The organism is Myxococcales bacterium (assembly GCA_016712525.1).
GTDB lineage: Bacteria > Myxococcota_A > Polyangia > Polyangiales > Polyangiaceae > JAAFHV01.
On sequence record JADJQX010000001.1, the window covers coordinates 985577 to 1002707 of the forward strand.

A 17131-nucleotide genomic window follows, 5' to 3' on the forward strand; every position below is an offset into this window, starting at 1 on the left:
GTCTTTCCCTGGACTTAGCGGCCGCGGAACTCCCGCATTTGTTTCATCACCACGTGGCCATTGGCCAACACCTTGAACTCCATGTCGAGGGCCACGGGCTTCTCGGACCCGAACTGCACGTTCGCACACGAGGGCGCGTACCCCGGGCTCACCGTGCAATAGGCCACCTCGGCGGCGCGCGCGATCTTCACGATCTCGGCCTTCTTCTCGTCGGTCAGGACCGATCCGGGGAGCTTCTCGCCGTAGGGCACGGGCACGGCCGCGCGCACCATGGTGAAGCGATCGGGCCGCGAGGGGTCGGCGCTAAACGTGACGAGCGTGGTCTCGGCGATGGTGCCCGCGGGCGGGTTCGTGACGAGCACGTTGCCCTGCTGGAGCGTGAGCGTGTACCCCGAGATGCCGATGCCGTTCACCACGCGCGTGATGACCACGCCGTTCGCGACGACGTCGGACTCGGTGTCGTACGCGGGCACCACGGCGAGGCCCATGGCGCTCGTCGCGTGATCGAGGCGTGCGAACGAGCGCTCCTCGATGGCCCGTTTGTTCCAGAGGCTCGCGTACACGGCTTTGATCGCGCACTGCGGGGTCTTCGGGGCCACCTTGAGCTTGGTCGCCACGTCGCCCGGATCTTGGTAGACGAAACACGAGCCGTCAGGGTTGTCCCGCGCGGAGAGCTTCACCGAGAAGCTGTCGTGGAGGCCCGCCCCGTCGAAGCCGGGAATGTCCTCGGCGTTCGCGCTGGAGCGGAATTTCAGCTCGTCCATGTCCGGAAAGCGCGCGGCGAGCGCGGCGACCTTCGTGGTCACTTCGGCGAGCTCGGCCTCGGGCACGCGACCGAAGTAAAACGCCTGTTGAACGTCGGCCACCATCTTGGCGCGGTCGTTCGACGAGAGGTCGCCCTTGCGCTCGGCGGCCACGAGGGCGTCGACCTTGGCGGCGATCGCCGGATTGTGCGCGATGAACGAGCGGTAGCGAGCGACAGGCACACCGAAGCCGAAGGGCGCGAGGTCGTAGCCCATGCTGCGGCTCAAGGAGTCGGGCTGGGCGTAGCGCCCGAGCACACGTGGGCTCGCCAAGAACCCGAGGCCCGTGGCTTTGCCGCCGAAACGACCGCCGTCGTTCACGCACGACGGCCCGAGGGCGAGACACATGACGTCGTAGTCCTTCGTCGAAGGCTCGTTCGTGAGGGGCAGCGTGACCCAGGGTTTGTTCGTCCGCTCGGCGAGCTTCTGCGCGACCATCTCGGGCGTCGTGGGCTCGAGCACGTAGCCCGTCTTGCCCACGGCGAGGTGCACGGGGAGGTTCGCGAACCGCGCGAGCTCGGGCAGGGCGGGCGAGGCGTCGCGCAGCACCATGTTGGGCGTGCCGCGCTCTTTGCTCTTCAAGTTCACGTGGGACGTCACGTCCTGGAAGGCGCGCGTGATGGTGCCCGCGACCACCGACAGGTCGAGCGGGAGCTCGTCGAACACGGGAATGTCGGTCGCGCGCAGCTCACCATAATCCTTAGGGAATATGCGCAGATAGCCCCAGGCCTCGCCCGGGTTCATGGGCAAGTAGCGCACGGTGCCGAGCACGTCCTCGATCGTCATCGGCTCGACGCCGATCGCGCGGAGGCGGTCCTTCACGCGGGCGAACGTCTGTTGGGGGCCGGTGGACACCACGGCCACGCGCACGTTCGGGATACGGATCTTCGGCCGGAGGATCTCGCACGCGCGGAGGATGCCCTCTTCGTGGATGACGTCGTCGGGATAAAACTGGATGGCGTAGGTGGGCGTGGGCTCGCCACCGAGCGTGTACGTCTGGATCGAACCGGCGACGTAGCGCTTGTCGTCCGAGTAGTAGGTGTTCTCGTTGAACGCCGCGGGCGGCTCGGCGATCCCCAGCACGGTCGTGGCGAAGTCGTAGTGGAGCTTCGCGTACGTGGGGATTTCACCTCCCACGCGGTAGTTCGCGTTGATGAAATACGTGTCCGACCCGCCGCTCCGCAGATCGACGAAATACTTGAGCGACCGCCCCGCGAGGCCGAACCCGCCGCCCTCGGTGGCGAACGCGTCGAACGCGCGCACGGTCTTGATCGCGGGCAGGTGGAGGGTCCTCGCGAGCTCCTCGAGCGACAGCTCGTCGTCGACCACCGGCGGCTCATCCCCGCCGCAGCCCACGACGAACGCACCGCCCGAGCCCGCGAGGGAGACGGCGAGCGCGAACCTTGCGGCCACGTGAGCGAAGGGGCGGAGGCGCGAGGAGCTCAAGAGTCCCATGATGCCCTTACTTTCCGTCCGCGACGAGCGAGACCGTGCCGTCGGGCGCGACGCGCACGATCCGCGGCTCGGCGGCTCCTTGCGCGACGATGCCGATGCCCTCGGCGAGGAAGGCGTACGCGGCGCGCATGGCCGAGGTGGTCTGGCAGGTGACGTTCTCCCCTCCGCGCTGCGCGACGTAGGCGGCCTCTTGCGGCGTGTCGATCGCGCCGAAGAAGCTGCGGACGTCGGCGTCGGTCACGACGAGGCCGACCTCGTCGCCCCGCGTGAAGACGAGGTAGGTCGCGGTGCAGGTGCGATCCCCGGGCGGGCCCTCCTCGGGAGCTCGGAACTTCGGCACGATGGGGGTCCCGTAACACGAGCCCACGAGGGCATGCGCGCGGGCGAGGGCCGACTCGCAGGCGCCCTTGTCTTTCGCGGTCGCGCAAGGCGTGCCGCGAGCCTCGAGGGTCGTACTCTGCACCGTTGCCTCGTTCACGCCGCGGGAAAACACGGCGTCGTCACGGCGGAAGGCCAGGTAGTCGACGTCCTTCGCTGGGCGGAAACCCTCGACGAGCCGAAGGATGTCCCCGTCGCACATCGACGTGTAGCCCTCGGGGGCGGTGGGCTCGCTCGCGCACCCGGCCAACCCGAGGAGAGCGAGCACCACGCCGACGGGCACGAGGCCGCGGGCGCTCATCGGCACACCGCCGTCTCACCGGCCTCGACGACGCTCGGCGCGCCGTTCGTCGCGATTTGCACGATTCGGCCGCTCTCGTTGCCATCGCAGTCGCGCTGGCCGGTCGCGACGTTGTATCCCCCGGCGACGCTCGCGTATCCGGCCCCCGATCCCGTCGGCCCGCTGCAACTGAGCGCCTCGCCCCCGGCGCGGGCGACGTACGCGGCCTCTTCGCCCGAGTCGATGGGGCCGAAGAACGCGATCGCCTCGCGCGCGTTTCGCACGAGGCCGACCTCGTCGCCGCGTGTGTAGAGGAGATACTGCGTCTCGCACGTGCCCTGCGGGATAGACGGAGCCTCCATCGCTGCGGCTTGCGGCACGATGCTGAGGCCTTGGCACGTCGTCCCGAGCTCGCGCACGGCGGCGACGGCCTGCTCGCACTTGGCCTTGTCCTTCGCCGTTCCGCAGAGCGTGCCCTGCGAGTCGACGAAGCGGGCCGACCACGCGGCGACCTGCTGCGGACCAACAGGAGCGATCGGGTCGGACGCGCTGGCCGCGCGAGGCGACGTGCGCTCGACGCGCAGGCCCACGAAGTCGACCGGGGCGGCGGGCCGAAAGCCGCGCGCGAGCACGAGCTCCCCGGAGTCGGAGCAGAGGCTCGTGTACCCGTCCGGCAGGCCACCGGGACTGCACGCGGCAGAGAGCGCGACGAGGGCGAGGGCTCCGAGAGAAACAGCGGTGCGGTGTGGGCTCATGCCCGGACCTACTGCAGCCGGCGTACCAGGCACTAACATACGGAAACCTATGACGATTCCGAGCCGCGTGTGCCACCGTGGCACACGGTTCGGGGAGCACGGATCCGAGTGTGGGGGGAGGCCTCACTCGAAATCGACCGGACCTCCATTTTCTCACGCAACGTCTCCATCGGCCGGGCCGATGTCACCGCGAAAGGTGACGTCATGAAGCGCACGCCCTCGTTCCTCGGCCTCTTCGGGCTCCTCATTCTCACGTCGGCGTGCTCGGGCACCGACGGCCCGGCTCCCCTTCTCGCCCGCAAGGTGGATTCGTGACGAATACCGCGACCTTGGACGACCGCGGCAACCTCCGCTGCTTCGGCTGGGAGGAGTGACATGCGCCCTCCGCTCGCCTTCCCTCTCATGGGGGCGCTCGCCCTCCTCGCGCTCGGCGTCGACGTCGCTCGGGCGGGTATTCCGCCCCGAATCGCCTTCGCGGAGGCCCCCAAGGCGGAGCGCTCCCCGGGTTTTCCCGCATGCGGGAGCAGCGACGTGGTGGGCCTCCCGAACCGAACCGCCTTCGAGCGCGAGGAACCGCCGTTCCTCCCGCCGGGGCCGCGGCACGAGAGCCCCCCGGAATACCCCGTTCGTCCACCGTACTCGGCCCTTCGGACGAAAAAGGCTTTCTACGAGCACTTCCCGTTCGGCCTCGCGACCGCATACGTGGGAGAGCTTCCCGATGGCCGCCTCTACTGGACCGGCGCCAAGGTCGGGAACCCTCCGGTCTTGCCACTTCTCGCATTCGTTCAGAAGTTCCGAGTCGAGCTCGGGTTCCGGGACGGAGACTGGCCCGAGCTCGTGGGAAAGAAGCGAGTATTTCGGCGCTATGCAAACGGCGCCATCTCGCTTCGCTACTTCGGAGCACAGCACCCGGAGCTCCCGTACGAAGCGAAGGACGACAAGGACGAAGGTTTCGACGGGTACTACGGCGGCCGCCTCCCCGTACCGGCGGACGGCCTCGCCGCCCCACCGGACCTCACGGGAAATCAGGCGCTCGCCATCATCCACGACATGAATCCCTATCTCGAGCTCTTGCCTTTGGAGGAGCCAGGGAGCCCCATCGCCGCGCGGCTCGTCGTCGTCTCGGGGATCGACTGGGACCCGCACCTCGCCTGGGAGGTGCGCTACAAGTACCCATGCTGGGAGCCCGGAGTGGGGAAGGAGCGACCGTACCTCGTCTCCGATTCCGCGTACGCGTACGTCGACGCTCGCTCCGGTGCGCTCGTCTTCGGCCGCGACGAGACCCGCGGAGGAGTCGCCCTCAGCGGCCCCGCCAAGCCGACCCTCCCCGCCAAGCCACCCCTCCCCTTCTGCGCCACCGGGCTCCTCTCGATCGAAGAGCCGAAACCTGCTCCGAAGAAGGGGCCCGCGCGCCGACGGTGAGTGCTGGTCGCACCCCGCTTACCGTATACGACATCGTGCTCGACGCTCGCGACCGCTGCCTCAGCCCGCCCTACCCTCCACCTCGCGGCGGACCATGTCGAGGCCCGCGAAGGCCGCGAACTTCTGCACCATCGTGCGCTCGTGGGAGAAAAAGACCTTCTTCGCGCGGGTGCCTTGGGCCGTGGCGACCGCGAGGAACACCGTGCCGACGGGCTTCTCCGGCGAGCCTCCGCTCGGGCCCGCCACGCCCGTGAGGGCCAGCGCCACGTCGGCTCCGGCGCGCTCACGGACGCCCTCGGCCATGGCCCGCGCGACCTCCTCGCTCACGGCTCCGTGCGCGGCGATGAGCGCGGGGTCCACTCCCGCGAAGCGTGTTTTGGCTTCGTTCGCGTACGTCACCGCGTCGGCGAGCAGGTACGCCGATGCGCCGGCCTCGCGTGTGAGCAGGTGACCCACGAGGCCCCCGGTGCAGCTCTCGGCCACCGCGAGGGTGAGCTTCTTCTCGAGCAGCGAGCGCGCGACGACCGCGGCGAACGTGTCGTCGCCCTCGCCGAAGACCGCGTCGCCGAGACGAGCGCGCACTTCGCGGGCGATCTCCGTGGCGCGCGCCTTCGCGGTGTCGAGGTCGTCGGCGCGCACGAGCACCTTCACCTCGATCTCGGGGAAATGCGCGCGGTACCCCAGCGTGAGACCTGGCGTCGCGGCCTCGAGCCCGGCCAATCGCTCGCCGACCTGCGACTCGGGGAGACCAAAGCAGTGCAGGTGGATCTGGTGCGACAGGGCGCGCCCGAGCGACGCGATGCGGGGCACGACCTCACCCTCGAACATGGCCTTCATCTCGCGGGGGACGCCGGGCATGAAGAAGAAGCGGCAACCATCGAGCGTCATGCCGAAGCCCGGGGCGGTGCCTTGCGCGTTGGGCAGCACGTCGGCTCCCTCGGGAAAATCGGCCTGTTTGGCGTTGCTCGGGCTCATGGGGCGGCCGAGCCGCTCGAAGCGCGCGACGATGGCCGCGAGGGAGGCGTCGTCTCGTCGCATCGGCACGCCGAGCGCTTCGGCCGCACACTCGGACGTGAGGTCGTCGGTCGTGGGGCCAAGGCCTCCCGTCACCACGACGACCTTGGCCTCTCTCGCCAGGGCGCGGAGGGTGCGCACGATGCGGGCGCGATCGTCGGCGATGGTCAGGTGGGACACGACGTCGAAGCCGAGGGCGGTGAGGCGCTCGCCGAGCCAGGCGGCGTTGGAGTTCACGAGCTCGCCGCGGGTGAGCTCGGTACCGATGGTGAGGATGACGGAGGGATGCATGGAAGGGACCTAGGGTTCCTTTGGATGTCGCTCGAGGGAGAAAGGGTCACCGGGGCCGTTTTCGGCCTCGAGGAGGGCGCGCAACGAGAGGCGCTGGAGCACGGCTTTTCCTAGCGGGCGCTGCTCGTCCCAGAACACGCGGGCCTCGAAAAATTCCCGGGCGAGCGGGCTCTCCAGGGCCTTCGCCACACACGCGGCGGAGGCCTCGTCGTCGAACGGCAAGAACGTGACGGTGTCGTCGAAGACGACGGGCTGCCCCTCGCAGGGGCCGACGAGGTGAAAGGCGAGACGTTTGTACAGCCCGCACACGGCCACCTTGTAGGGCGCGAAGGCGTACGGGCCCACCCCGAAGATCGAGAACGCCGGGCGGCCCGCGTAAATGCGGCTCTTGCGCGCGAGCAGCGTGGCCTCATGACGACGCAGGTAGGTGTACGTGCGCGGGGCCGACTCGGCGAGCGCCTCGGTCGGATCGAAGAGGGCGCGCTGCGGCACGACGAGCGCACGTGCCCCCGGAGCACGCCGATTCGCGACGTCGCTTCCCTTCATGAGCGGGAGGACGTGGGAGGGCTCGAGCTCCACCGGCTCGCCGAGGCCGTTCACGAAGGTCTCGCCCACGCGGTGAAGCTCCATCACCTTGGCGGCGTCGTGTTTGATGCCCGAGCGCCACTCGGGCTCGTCGGGGCCGTCGTTCGTGCGCTCGAGGAAGGCCGTCCTGCCCTCGGCGTCGACGTCGCCCGTGAGGCTGCCCCTTCGCACGCCGAGCCGCGACACCGGCGCCGACACGAGATCGGGCCGCACGGCGAACACGCCCCCAGCCCCGCGCGGAGAGGCGGGCCGCGCGGCGAAGGCCACGGCGTCGACCGAGGCGCCGAAATGCCGGCGCGCGTCGAGCTTCCAGATGTCGCCCTCGGCGTGCACTCCCTCGCGATGAAAGAAGCTCACCATCTTGCGGGCGACCTGCGCCTTGCACAGCACGGCGAGGCTCGCCCCACGCGTGAGCGCCGCGCGCCCGAGCACCTCGAGCATCCACACCGAGATATCGAAGTTCGAGGCGCCCGTGACGGCGTCGAGGCCGACGAGCCCGGTGCGGCGCGTGCGCTCGGGCCCGTTCGAGCCTCCGAGCTTGCTCACCGTCGCCGACGTGACCCACGGCGGGTTGCCGAGCACGAGCACCGGAGCGGGCAGCTCACTCAGCACCGCCGCCCAGTCGACCCCGAAGAAGTCGGCCTCTTCGACGCGCGCCGAGGCACCGAGGGCGCGGCGGGCCTCGGCCACGTACTCCGCGTTCACGTCGAACCCCACGAGGCGCGCGCGCGGGAACACCTCACGCGCCGCGAGCAAGAAGGCGCCCTTGCCGCACGTGGGCTCGAGCACGGCACGCGGCCTCACCCCCGTCTCGGCGACGGCCCGCACCACGCCCCGCGCGAGCTCGAGGGGCGTCTGAAAATCTCCGGCGACGGCGCGCGCCGCGCTCCTCACGCGACGCTCATCCACGGGTGGGCTCCGACCGTTCGCTCATCTCGCTCGCGCCTTCCGTAGCAGGGTTCGGCGCCCTCGCTCACCCCATTCACGCGCACATGGGCACACACCACCGAACGAGCCCTCACGATTTCGTGTCACGCCTCTTCGCGCGGCGAGTTCTCCCTTTCATGAGCCCACGCGCCCTCGACCCCATCGTCCGAGCCTTTCGTGAAGAGCCCAAGCTCCGCGCCTTCGCCCTCGCGCACTTCGTCGACGACGTCGGCGTGGCGGTGGCGGCGTGGGCGTCGATGCTCCTCATGACGAACCTCTTCACGAGCCAGGCCGAGCGCGCGAAGCTCATGTTGCCTTCGTTGCTCGCGTTCCTCGTGGGCACGATCGTCTCGGGCCCGCTGGCCGACGGCGCGCGGCGTCGCCTCTCGGGCCCCGGCCTCGCTCGGTACCGCCACGCGCTCGTCGTAGGCTCGCGTGTGGTCGAGGGGATGTGGCTCGTCTTGCTCGTGGCCCTGGTGAAGACGGGTACGCCGACGATCGGCCGCATTTTGCCCTTCGTCGTGCTCTCGGCCTTCACGAAGACGGCCTTCCGGCCCGCGCGCATCGCGTTCGCGGTCGACATCCTCCAGAAGGAGAGCCCGGTGCTCCGCGACGACGGCTCACCCGCGCACGACGAGCACGGCGCGCCGCTCGTTCAGAAGACCCACCTCGTCGCGGCGAGCGCGGTCACGTCCTCGCTCCAAGCCGCGGCCACCCTGCTCGGCCTGCTCGTCGGCGGCAAGGTACTCGCGGCGGCGCACGGGAGCTACGCGCCGCTCTTCTTGGCCCAAGCCACGCTGCACCTCACGTTCGCGGGCATGCTCGCGTTCCTCTGCCATCCCACGCTTCGCTCCGGCGAGGTCACGCTCACCTCGCTGCTTCGTCGCGAGCCCGAGCCCCCGGCCCACGAGGGCGCGGCCCGGGAGCCCGCCGTCGGGTTCTTTCGTCAGCTCGGGCAGGGCCTCCGGTTCCTCGCGCGGGGAGATCAGCGACCGCTCGCGCTCCTGCTCGTGGGCACGGCGCTCGTCGAGCTCGTGACCGAGTCGTACGACGGCAAGATGATGGTGAAACACGTGCTGCACGGCTCGGACGACGCGGTCCGCTACGCCGAGATCGTGTGGAGCGTCGTCGCGGTGCTCGGGGTGGCCGCGGTGCCGCTGCTCGTGCGCGCCAAAGGCAGGCTCGCCAAGGTGTTCGTCGCGCTCATGCTGCTCGACGGCCTCGTCATCGCGTTCTCCGGTAAAATTGCGGGCGCCGAGGCCTCTCGTGCGGTGGTCCCGTTCGTCGCCGTGCTCGCGATCGACCACGCGCTGACTCAGGCCAGCACGTCCCTCGCCGAGCTCGCGCAAGCGTCGTCCTCGAGCGCGGGCATGCGCGGTCGCATCGCGGGAACGTACGCCCTCTTCGTCATCGTAGGGGACATGCTCGTCGAGGGTCTCGCCTCCGCGGCGGCCGAGGCGATGGGACTCCCCGCCATGCTCGTGCGGGTGGGGCTCCTCCAGGTGGGCCTCGTCGCCGTGCTCGTCGTGTTCGGCGGGCGCCGTTTCCTCCGGTTCGGGCTCGCGAGCGAGGCCTCGCAGAACGAGCCCGCGGCTTCTCCGAGCCTCGTGGGCGAGAGGGCGGCATGAGCGAGCTCGAGGCAGAGCTCCGCGCGCGCGACGCCTTCCTCGCGACGGTGGCGAAAAAGCTCCAGGAGCGCGTGAACGCCCTCCGCCTCGCGAGCCCCGAGGCAGCCGCGGCGGCCCTCCACGACATCGAGGGCTTCGTCGCGGAGCTCTCGCTCGTCGCCCACCCCGAAGCGCCCATCACGCTTCCCGACGAAGAGACGTGCCTGGTCGACGCCGTGGTCTCGGCCCTCCCCCTCGCGCGCCTGGCGCAAGCCGAGGTGCCCGTGTCGGTCCGGCGCGAGGGCACGATGCGTGGCCGATGGTCTCCGCCCCTCGTCGCGACGGTGGTGGGGGAGCTCCTCTCGAACGCGCGTAAATACTCGAAAGGAGAGACGATTCGGCTCACCCTCGGCGCCGCGGAGGGCCACGCCACGCTCGTGGTCGAGAACGTCGGTGTGCCCGCCGCGCTCCCTCCCGCGCCGGCCAGGTTTCGCCGCGGCGAGACCAACCCGAAGATCGAGGGGTACGGCGTGGGCGCATACCTCGTGCGCCGCATCGCCGAGGCCCACGGCGGCACGAGCGGCCTCGAGGTCGCGGAGGGGAAGACGCGAGCCTTCGTGCGCGTGCCCTTCACGGGCCCCGAGGGCCCACGCCTCGAAGTGCGGGTGGGCTGAGCGGAGGCGCGTCGCCCACGCGGGACACCGCTTGCGCTCTACACCTACCGTTCAGCGGCATCGTCCTGCGGGGGCCGAGCACGACGAGGCACCGCCTTCCACGGCACCGGGAGCGCCCGAACGACGAGCCCCAGCCCACCGCGCAAGGGCGGAGCCCCCGTCTCTCTCAGAGCGGGTAGTTGTGGTTGCAGGTTCGCTGACACGAGAGGCTATCGCTCTCGCAGCCGCTCTCGCAGAGGGAGTTGATCCACCCCTTCCCGAACGTGGAGCACCGCAGGCGACAGTCGCGCCACATTCCGAGGCACGCGTTCAGGCAGTTCGTCCGATTGGTCGACGTGCCGGACGTTGCCTGCTGCGTCGTCACTGGGACCTCCTCCGGAGCAGCCTGGGCAGCCTCGGACGACTCAGGAGCGGTCGGCGCAGGCTCGAGCTCCCCGTCCGGGTCGGGCCCCGCAGCACACCCGACCACGACGAGAAGGGGAATGGAGAGAGCGATCGAGAAGCGAATGTCCTTGAGCATGGGGAAACGTCCTTCGTCAGCGTCCGCTCGATTGCGGCAGCACCGGCAAAGCATGGAGCGTGCCGACGTCTTCGTGCCTGATTCGTGGGGGATTTCGCACCGGCGCGTGGTCGACGCCGAGCGCGCCCAGGGCGCGCCCGAAGAGAAACCGCGATACCGAGCAGGCTGCATCGACGACGACGCGCCAACGCCAACCTCGACTCAACCAGAGACCTCTCCCATCCGCGGGCCGTCCTGACGTGAGTCATCCCGCGGTGCGCGCTGCCTCTCCCTCAGTTCACCTCCCACCCGACTCCCAGCTTGAGCAGCAGGAAGCCGTCGACCTCACTGCCTTTGACAAGATAGTTGAAATACGTCGCGGCCTGGACGCCGAGACTCAGGACGAGTCCTCTGCCATCGAGCCGGTGCCGCGACGGGACCGACGTGAGGAGGCCGACCTCGCCGTACGGGCTCAGGTTGCCGAAGCTGAACCTCCCATCGATCTCGTCGACGTGAATCGTCGTACCACCGAGCATGTAGCCCGAAATCGGGCGCGGCGAGCCGTAGTACGCGAGGCCGGTGCCAAAGGCGAACACCTTTCGATCCGGCGCCAGGATGGCGGTCCCGGACACGTGTGCCGCGAACGGCAGCGCCCTGCCGTCGATCCACTTGGCGGTCCGGGCGTCGACGCCGATCACCGTGTCGACGGAGAAGGTCTGGCCCGAGTGACCGGCGCGACCGCCGAGCTTGCAGGCAGCACCCGTCTCCGCGCGGGTGAAGCCACGAACGCAGCCCGAGAGCAGGGTCACCGCGACGGCGCCAAGGAGCAGGTGCAAAATCGCGCGAGGCGCGGCGGCACGCGCCGAGCGTACCCGCGCCGAGCATGGGAGCGCATCCGTGGGACCCATCGGTCGATCTTTAGCACCGCCTACGGGACCGACTCCTCGTCACGAGGGGCGCGAGGGTCGCCGAGACGCTGGCTCGAGAAGGCCCACATCCTCGCTTGGACGTCCTGCTCGAGCTCCGACAAGCCGCCTGCGATCGGCTTCTCCGCGCGAGGGCGGCGCTTCCGCAAAGCTCGAGCACTCTCGTAGAGATGCTCGCCGAGCTGGTGGGCGAGTCTCGGCGTGTCCTCGTCTCTTCCCGCGGGAACGCACCCTCGGCGTGCCCGTCGCCGATCCGACCTCGCATGCATCCTCGTGACTTACGCAATGTCCCACGATAGGCTCACGCTCGGCCAACGTGGCACGGAGGGCGCCTCGACCGGTGAAGGGGCTCACACGAGGCCCGGCTCACGCCACTCCACGCCCGGAAGGACACCCCACGATGAGCTTCGATCCGTACGCACCTCCCTCGCCTGCACACTCCGAGGCCGCTCCCCTCCCCACGCCGGCCCACGTCGCGCCGCAACGCTTCGAGGCGTCCGAGGTGGTCGGCGTCGCGTGGGAGCACGTCAAGCGGAACGCGGGGCTTCTCGTCGTCGGTTCGGCGCTCTGGCTCTCCGTCAGCGGCGGCGTCGGGTACGGTCCCGCCTTTCTCGTCGGGTCTTGGCTCACGCCATCGGTGGGGTCTCAAGTCGTGTTGCTCTTTGCCTTGATCGCCAGCCAGGCGCTCGGCGGGCTCATGACCAACGGCTTCGCGCACGTGGGCCTCGCGATCGTGCGGCAGCAAACCCCCTCGTTCGGTGCGTTCTTCGCGACGAAGGGGGCGGGACGAGCCATCGGGTTTGCACTCACGCTCCACCTCGGCGGCACTGTGGGTGCCCTCCTCCGTGTCGGGGCCGTCGCCGCGATGGAGGCCACCGGGATCGGCGAGTTCGGTCTCTTGCCCGGCGTGTGGAACATGCTCGCCATCGTGCCCTTCATCTGGCTCTCGATGGCGGTCTCGCTGACCCCCTTCTTCATCGTCGACCGCGACATGCCCTTAGGAGAAGCGCTCCGATCGAGCCTCGCCGCCACGCGCGGCAAACGCGGCGAGATCTTCGTCGCGTCCCTGCTCGGGGGCCTCGTGCTGCTCGCCGGCGCCGCCGCGTGCGGTATCGGTGTCGTCGTGAGCTATCCGATTTTTGCGATGATGTTTCCTGTCATCTATATGCGCCTCACGGGTCAAGACATGACGTACGCCGCGAGAGCTGCCGGACACGGGCCCTTCCAAGGCGGGTTCGGCGGACCGGCGGCCGGCGGAGGATACGGGCCGCCCCCCGCGGGAGGATACGGCACACCTCCGGGGTACGGGCCTCCTCCGGGCTACGGGCCTCCTCCGGGCTACGGGCCTCCTCCGGGCACGAGCTGAGGGCGAACGGCTGCCGCGAGCGCCTTGGGTAGAAACGAGGGCGCACCGCGACGTGGTGGGGAGCTCCTCCGGCTCGCTCGGAGGCTTCGCGAGCGGGGGTGTGCGCGACGGCGCGTGGGGGAGCGGAGCCGAGAACGAGCTTTGGGGGAGCTCGCGGGGGCGGAGGCCTCGAGCCGAGCACCCGCGTGTGGGGGCACCCTATCTTGCTGTCTTCTCTCCTCTTTCGTCAGGCCGTGCTCCCCACGGGCACGCGCTCCGACACGGTGACCCGTGCACCTCGCACGGCGGCCATGAGCACGCGCACGAGCCTCGCGCGGACGTTGGGGCAGGCGGGGTCGACCGCGCCGAACACAGTGCCGATTTGCACGCCTTTCAGAGCATAAAGCGCGAGCCTCACGCCGCGCCCGAGCTCCTCGTCGTCGACCTCGACGTCGTACGCGCGGAGCTTCTTCGTGAGCGCCGGGATCACGCGCGCGTCGTTCTTTCGCACGAACTCGAAGTGTTTCATCGAGAGCGTCGACGAGAGTATTTGGGAGTACACGCCGCCGTGGTGCACCTGCACGTCGAGCACCTTGTCGACGATGTGCGCGATGGCCGACTCGAGCGTCGTCGTCTCCGGGTCGATGGCGTCGATCTCTTTGATGAAGCCGTCGACCGCGCGGTTCATCGTGTGCTCCACGAGAGACTGAAAGATGGCCTCTTTGCTCGGGAAGTACTGGTAGAGCGAGCCTACGCTCACGCCCGCGCGCTCGGCGATGCGGTTCGTCGTGAAGCGCTCGAAGCCGTGGCGAACCACGATCTCGGCCGAGGCCTGGAGAATGCCGAGCACCGTGTCGCGGGCGCGGGCTTGGCGTGCGGTCTTGCGTGGAGTGAACGTGTCGGACATCAATGGGACCTCCGACCTATGGACGCGCGGCGAGGGATTCATCATCGTCCACGTTCGCTCGATTTCGCGCCTCCGTCCGTCACCCAAAGAGGGACGGTCCACCCGGCTGTCACCCGTTCGGATGTCACCCGAACGGAGACGTAAAACCCCGGCGTTTTCAGGCAGTTGGGGACCGAATGTGAGCACCCACGAGGCGCCCTCGTGCGCCCGAGCGAGCCCTCGCGTCGGCCGAGCCACGAGAGATCCGAGGGATTGTCGGCGAGGGCCCGCGAAGGTCCATCCGCGCATCCACGAGCGACGAGGATGCGAGTTGCCGCCGAGGCCGTTCGCACGCACTCTCACGGGTGACACCGAGGGCGAAACGGAGCGCCGACACGCGCCCCACGCTCTCGGGTCCACGAGACGCGCCAGGCCTCCATCGCACCCACGACGAGGCCCGGGTCCCCACGTCGCGCGCCCTCAGGAGCGCGGCGATGGGGCGTGCGCGGTCGTGCCCACTCGGCCCCCAAGAAAGAGGAACCACCATGCACCGCCACGCCCTCACCCTGCTCGCCCTCTCCGCCCTCGCGCTCACGGTCGCGCCCGCCTCGGCCGCCTCGTCGTCCGACCTCACCGTCACGGTCACTACGCCCACGGTCGCCGTCGACCAGAGCGGCGTGTACTCGGTGGCCGTCTCCAACATCGGCGGGCAGAGCGCCCAGAACGTGTCGGTCACGATCGATCTGCCGAAGACCGCCACGAGCCCGCAGGTGCACCTCATGGGCGTGCTCGGCGCGTTCGACAGCCGCTGTACACGCGCCGGCACGCGGCTCACCTGCAACCTCGGCACGATCCGCGCTCGCCGCGCCGCCACGCCGATCACGTTCTCCCTCGCGCTCCCCTACGCGATAGCCCCGCTCGCCATCGACGTCGACGCGAACAGCACCTCCGCCGACCCCAACTCGGCGAACGACACACGCCACGTCGTCGTCACCCCGCAGACCGTGCCGATCTCGTTCACCGCGCCCGTCACGGTGCACGGCCGCCACTGTACGGGGCAAAACCTCACGTCGTTCTTCGAGTGCGAGCTCTACCCGAGCTCCATCTCCGGCTTCGACACGGTGCTCGCGGCGGGCGGGACGATCAGCGTCCCCGCCGAGCCCACGGTCACCGGCACGTGGACCCACACGGGCGACCGGCTCACGATTCAATACGTCGAGAATGGCAACGTTCTCGGCACCTTCGACGGCCGCGGCGTCTCGGCGAAGTGCTTCGAAGGGAGCATGCCCTTCACGAGCGGCTACATGGCCATGTACGAGGTGTGCTTGCCCTGACGGCGTGCGATCGTCCGCGCCACGAGGCTCGACCCGGGTACTCTCGCGCCATGTCCGACAGGGAGCCCGAGCTCGCCACTCCGAGACCCATCGAGCCTGCGGCGCTCGCGGTCCTCGTGCGCGAGCTCGGGCCCTTTCGTGCGCTCGCCGTGGGCCTCGAGGTCGGCGCTCGCATGGCCGCGGGCGAGCCCTTCTCGCGCCTCGATCCGCCGGCGACGCCGAAAGAGAGAGCGTCCCGACAGCAGATCGCCCCGGCCATCGTGCTCTATCGGGTGTTGCGACGCGTCCGTGGGCGAGACGCCCTGCGCATCACGAGGGAGGTCGTGCTCGCGGCGGGCGCGGCCTTCATGGCGCGCACCGTGGGGCTCCTCGCTCGGACCACGTCCCTCGACGAGGTGAGCCTCGTGCGCACCACCTCGCGCTTCCCGAACGCAAAATTCTCGGGATTCGAGGTCAGCGCCGACCGCGTTGCCTTCACCGCCCACGAGTGCCTGTTTCCGACGCTCACGCGCGAGACCGGTGCACCCGAGCTCGCACCTCTTTTTTGCGAGGTCGACGCAAGAGCCTTCCAAGACCTGAACGTCCGACTGGATCGCCCGCGCACGATGGCCGAAGGTGCAAACGATTGCCACTTTCAACTCATCCGTATTCGCCCTGGCTAGAAACGAGCCATTCGGTACGTCACGGTGACGGCACGGGCGCTCTAAGCGACGGGGATCCGTTCGATGGGCCTCGTGTGTCGCTTCGGGCGTCACGATGCAAGGGTTGCGTCGCGTGCGCAATTTCGCTCGGAGCCCACCTACAGGGACCTACGATCGACGCATGATGGAATTTTCCGCGATTTCGAGGTCCTAGGTCGCTATCCAATAGGCGGCACGGCAAGTGCAACGGCCCGTTCATGGGGTTTCGGGGCACACGGTGCACCGCCGACGAGGCGCTGGATTCTCTCACCGCGGGTGTGCTCGTGGTCGGAGCCGACGGGCGCATCGAGGTGGCGAACCGCGGTGCGGGCCGTGTGCTCCGATGTGATCCTTCGGCGCTCGTCGGTCGCCCGGTCGAGGGGCTGCTGGTCCCGCTCGATACGCTCGCCGCCGCGGCCACCCCGCGGGGTCTCGGTAGCGACAGGCCCGAAGCGATCGTGACCCGTCTCGACGGGAGCACGACGATGATCGGCTTCTCCGCGAGCGAGCCCGGGGCGCGCGGACAGAGGACCGTGCTCTTCCAGGAGCTCGAGGGTGTGCTGGCGCTTCGGAGGGAGCGCGATCGCCTCCTCCAGCTCGCCGCGCTCGGCGACGCCCTGCCGTCCGTGCTTCACGAGCTGCGCAACCCGCTCGCGGCCATCACGAGCATGCTCGAGGTGCTCGTCGAAGAGACCGAAGAGAAGGTGCAGCGCGACCTCCACGCGGTCCTCTGGGAGGTGCGGCGGATCGGCTTGGTGCTCCAGGGCGTGGGCGGCGTCGTTCGATCGGCGCACGGCGATCAGTACGCGGCGGTCGACATGGCGCTCCGCGAGGCGTGCCGCATCCTCGAGCCGAGCGCGACACGAAACGAGGTCGATCTCGCCGCCGACATCCCCACCATGCCGCTCTTGCCACTGGACCGCGGGGTGGTCGCCGGCGTCGCGTTCAACCTGGTCAAGAACGCGATCGACGCGTGCCGAAAAGGGAACACGATCACGGTGAGCGCCAAGCTCGACGCGGACGACACGTTCTCGCTCACCGTCGAGGACGACGGCCCCGGCATGCCCCCGAGCGTGCTCGCGCGCTGCCAAGACCTCTTCTTCACCACGAAGACCCACGGCTCGGGCGTCGGGCTCGCGCTGTGCCGCCAAATCGCCGACTCGTCCGGCGGAGCTCTCGAGATCACCAGCGTGGCCGGCGCGGGGACGAAGGTCGTCCTGTCGCTCCCGCTCCACCGCGCATCTGCACCCCCCATCGTATCGAGGTAGTC

15 protein-coding genes are annotated in these 17131 nt (G+C 69.4%); 7 read left to right on the forward strand and 8 right to left on the reverse strand.

All coding sequences use genetic code 11. The features are described from left to right. Positions 1-14 precede the first annotated feature (14 nt). The 3 genes from IPK71_04225 to IPK71_04235 are packed head-to-tail and all read right to left on the reverse strand — an operon-like array spanning position 15 to position 3671. Positions 15-2258 carry a hypothetical protein gene (locus IPK71_04225; GenBank protein ID MBK8212934.1) on the reverse strand — a complete coding sequence of 748 codons (2244 nt, stop codon included), beginning with the start codon at positions 2256-2258 and terminating at the stop codon, positions 15-17. Positions 2259-2265: 7 nt separating this feature from the next. After that, positions 2266-2937 (reverse strand): hypothetical protein, encoded by a 672-nt coding sequence (locus tag IPK71_04230; protein ID MBK8212935.1) that lies wholly within the window; start codon positions 2935-2937, stop codon positions 2266-2268. Next, entirely contained in the window at positions 2934-3671 is a 738-nt protein-coding gene (locus IPK71_04235; protein ID MBK8212936.1) for a hypothetical protein, read from the reverse strand. The genes IPK71_04230 and IPK71_04235 overlap by 4 nt, the downstream gene beginning before the upstream one ends. Before the next feature lie 375 nt (positions 3672-4046). Between IPK71_04235 and IPK71_04240 the strand changes: the two genes are divergently transcribed. Then, positions 4047-5093, forward strand: a complete 1047-nt coding sequence (locus tag IPK71_04240) for a hypothetical protein (GenBank protein ID MBK8212937.1) — start codon at positions 4047-4049, stop codon at positions 5091-5093. 60 nt (positions 5094-5153) lie between these two features. Here IPK71_04240 and IPK71_04245 read toward each other — a convergent pair whose 3' ends face one another. Together IPK71_04245 and IPK71_04250 are read right to left on the reverse strand one after the other, a co-directional pair. Beyond that, positions 5154-6398, reverse strand: coding sequence for a competence/damage-inducible protein A (locus tag IPK71_04245; protein ID MBK8212938.1), 1245 nt, complete (start codon positions 6396-6398; stop codon positions 5154-5156). A 9-nt stretch (positions 6399-6407) separates the two neighbouring features. After that, positions 6408-7892, reverse strand: a complete 1485-nt coding sequence (locus IPK71_04250) for an SAM-dependent methyltransferase (protein MBK8212939.1) — start codon at positions 7890-7892, stop codon at positions 6408-6410. A gap of 155 nt (positions 7893-8047) precedes the next feature. Here IPK71_04250 and IPK71_04255 point away from each other — a divergent pair, with 155 nt between their 5' ends. Both IPK71_04255 and IPK71_04260 read left to right on the forward strand, forming a co-directional pair. After that, positions 8048-9538 (forward strand): hypothetical protein, encoded by a 1491-nt coding sequence (locus IPK71_04255; protein ID MBK8212940.1) that lies wholly within the window; start codon positions 8048-8050, stop codon positions 9536-9538. Beyond that, positions 9535-10191 (forward strand): sensor histidine kinase, encoded by a 657-nt coding sequence (locus IPK71_04260; GenBank protein MBK8212941.1) that lies wholly within the window; start codon positions 9535-9537, stop codon positions 10189-10191. Before IPK71_04255 ends, IPK71_04260 begins: the two co-directional genes overlap by 4 nt. Before the next feature lie 166 nt (positions 10192-10357). On the opposite strand, the gene IPK71_04265 is transcribed toward IPK71_04260, so the two are convergent. Together IPK71_04265 and IPK71_04270 are read right to left on the reverse strand one after the other, a co-directional pair. After that, positions 10358-10711 carry a hypothetical protein gene (locus tag IPK71_04265; GenBank protein ID MBK8212942.1) on the reverse strand — a complete coding sequence of 118 codons (354 nt, stop codon included), beginning with the start codon at positions 10709-10711 and terminating at the stop codon, positions 10358-10360. A 272-nt stretch (positions 10712-10983) separates the two neighbouring features. Beyond that, positions 10984-11499 carry a hypothetical protein gene (locus IPK71_04270; GenBank protein MBK8212943.1) on the reverse strand — a complete coding sequence of 172 codons (516 nt, stop codon included), beginning with the start codon at positions 11497-11499 and terminating at the stop codon, positions 10984-10986. Between the two features lie 517 nt (positions 11500-12016). On the opposite strand from IPK71_04270, the gene IPK71_04275 reads away from it, so the two are divergent. Then, positions 12017-12982, forward strand: a complete 966-nt coding sequence (locus tag IPK71_04275) for a hypothetical protein (protein ID MBK8212944.1) — start codon at positions 12017-12019, stop codon at positions 12980-12982. A 226-nt stretch (positions 12983-13208) separates the two neighbouring features. Here the strand turns inward: IPK71_04275 and IPK71_04280 are convergent, their stop codons facing one another. After that, a complete protein-coding gene (locus IPK71_04280) occupies positions 13209-13868 on the reverse strand; it encodes a TetR/AcrR family transcriptional regulator (GenBank protein MBK8212945.1) in 660 nt (219 codons plus the stop codon). 524 nt (positions 13869-14392) lie between these two features. On the opposite strand from IPK71_04280, the gene IPK71_04285 reads away from it, so the two are divergent. From IPK71_04285 to IPK71_04295, 3 genes are all read left to right on the forward strand, one after another. Beyond that, the gene (locus IPK71_04285) at positions 14393-15181 is read left to right on the forward strand and encodes a hypothetical protein (protein ID MBK8212946.1); all 789 of its coding nucleotides are present in this window, start codon (positions 14393-14395) and stop codon (positions 15179-15181) included. A gap of 50 nt (positions 15182-15231) precedes the next feature. Then, positions 15232-15843 carry an L-2-amino-thiazoline-4-carboxylic acid hydrolase gene (locus tag IPK71_04290; GenBank protein ID MBK8212947.1) on the forward strand — a complete coding sequence of 204 codons (612 nt, stop codon included), beginning with the start codon at positions 15232-15234 and terminating at the stop codon, positions 15841-15843. A 236-nt stretch (positions 15844-16079) separates the two neighbouring features. Then, positions 16080-17129, forward strand: a complete 1050-nt coding sequence (locus IPK71_04295; GenBank protein ID MBK8212948.1) for a PAS domain-containing protein — start codon at positions 16080-16082, stop codon at positions 17127-17129. Positions 17130-17131: the final 2 nt, after the last annotated feature.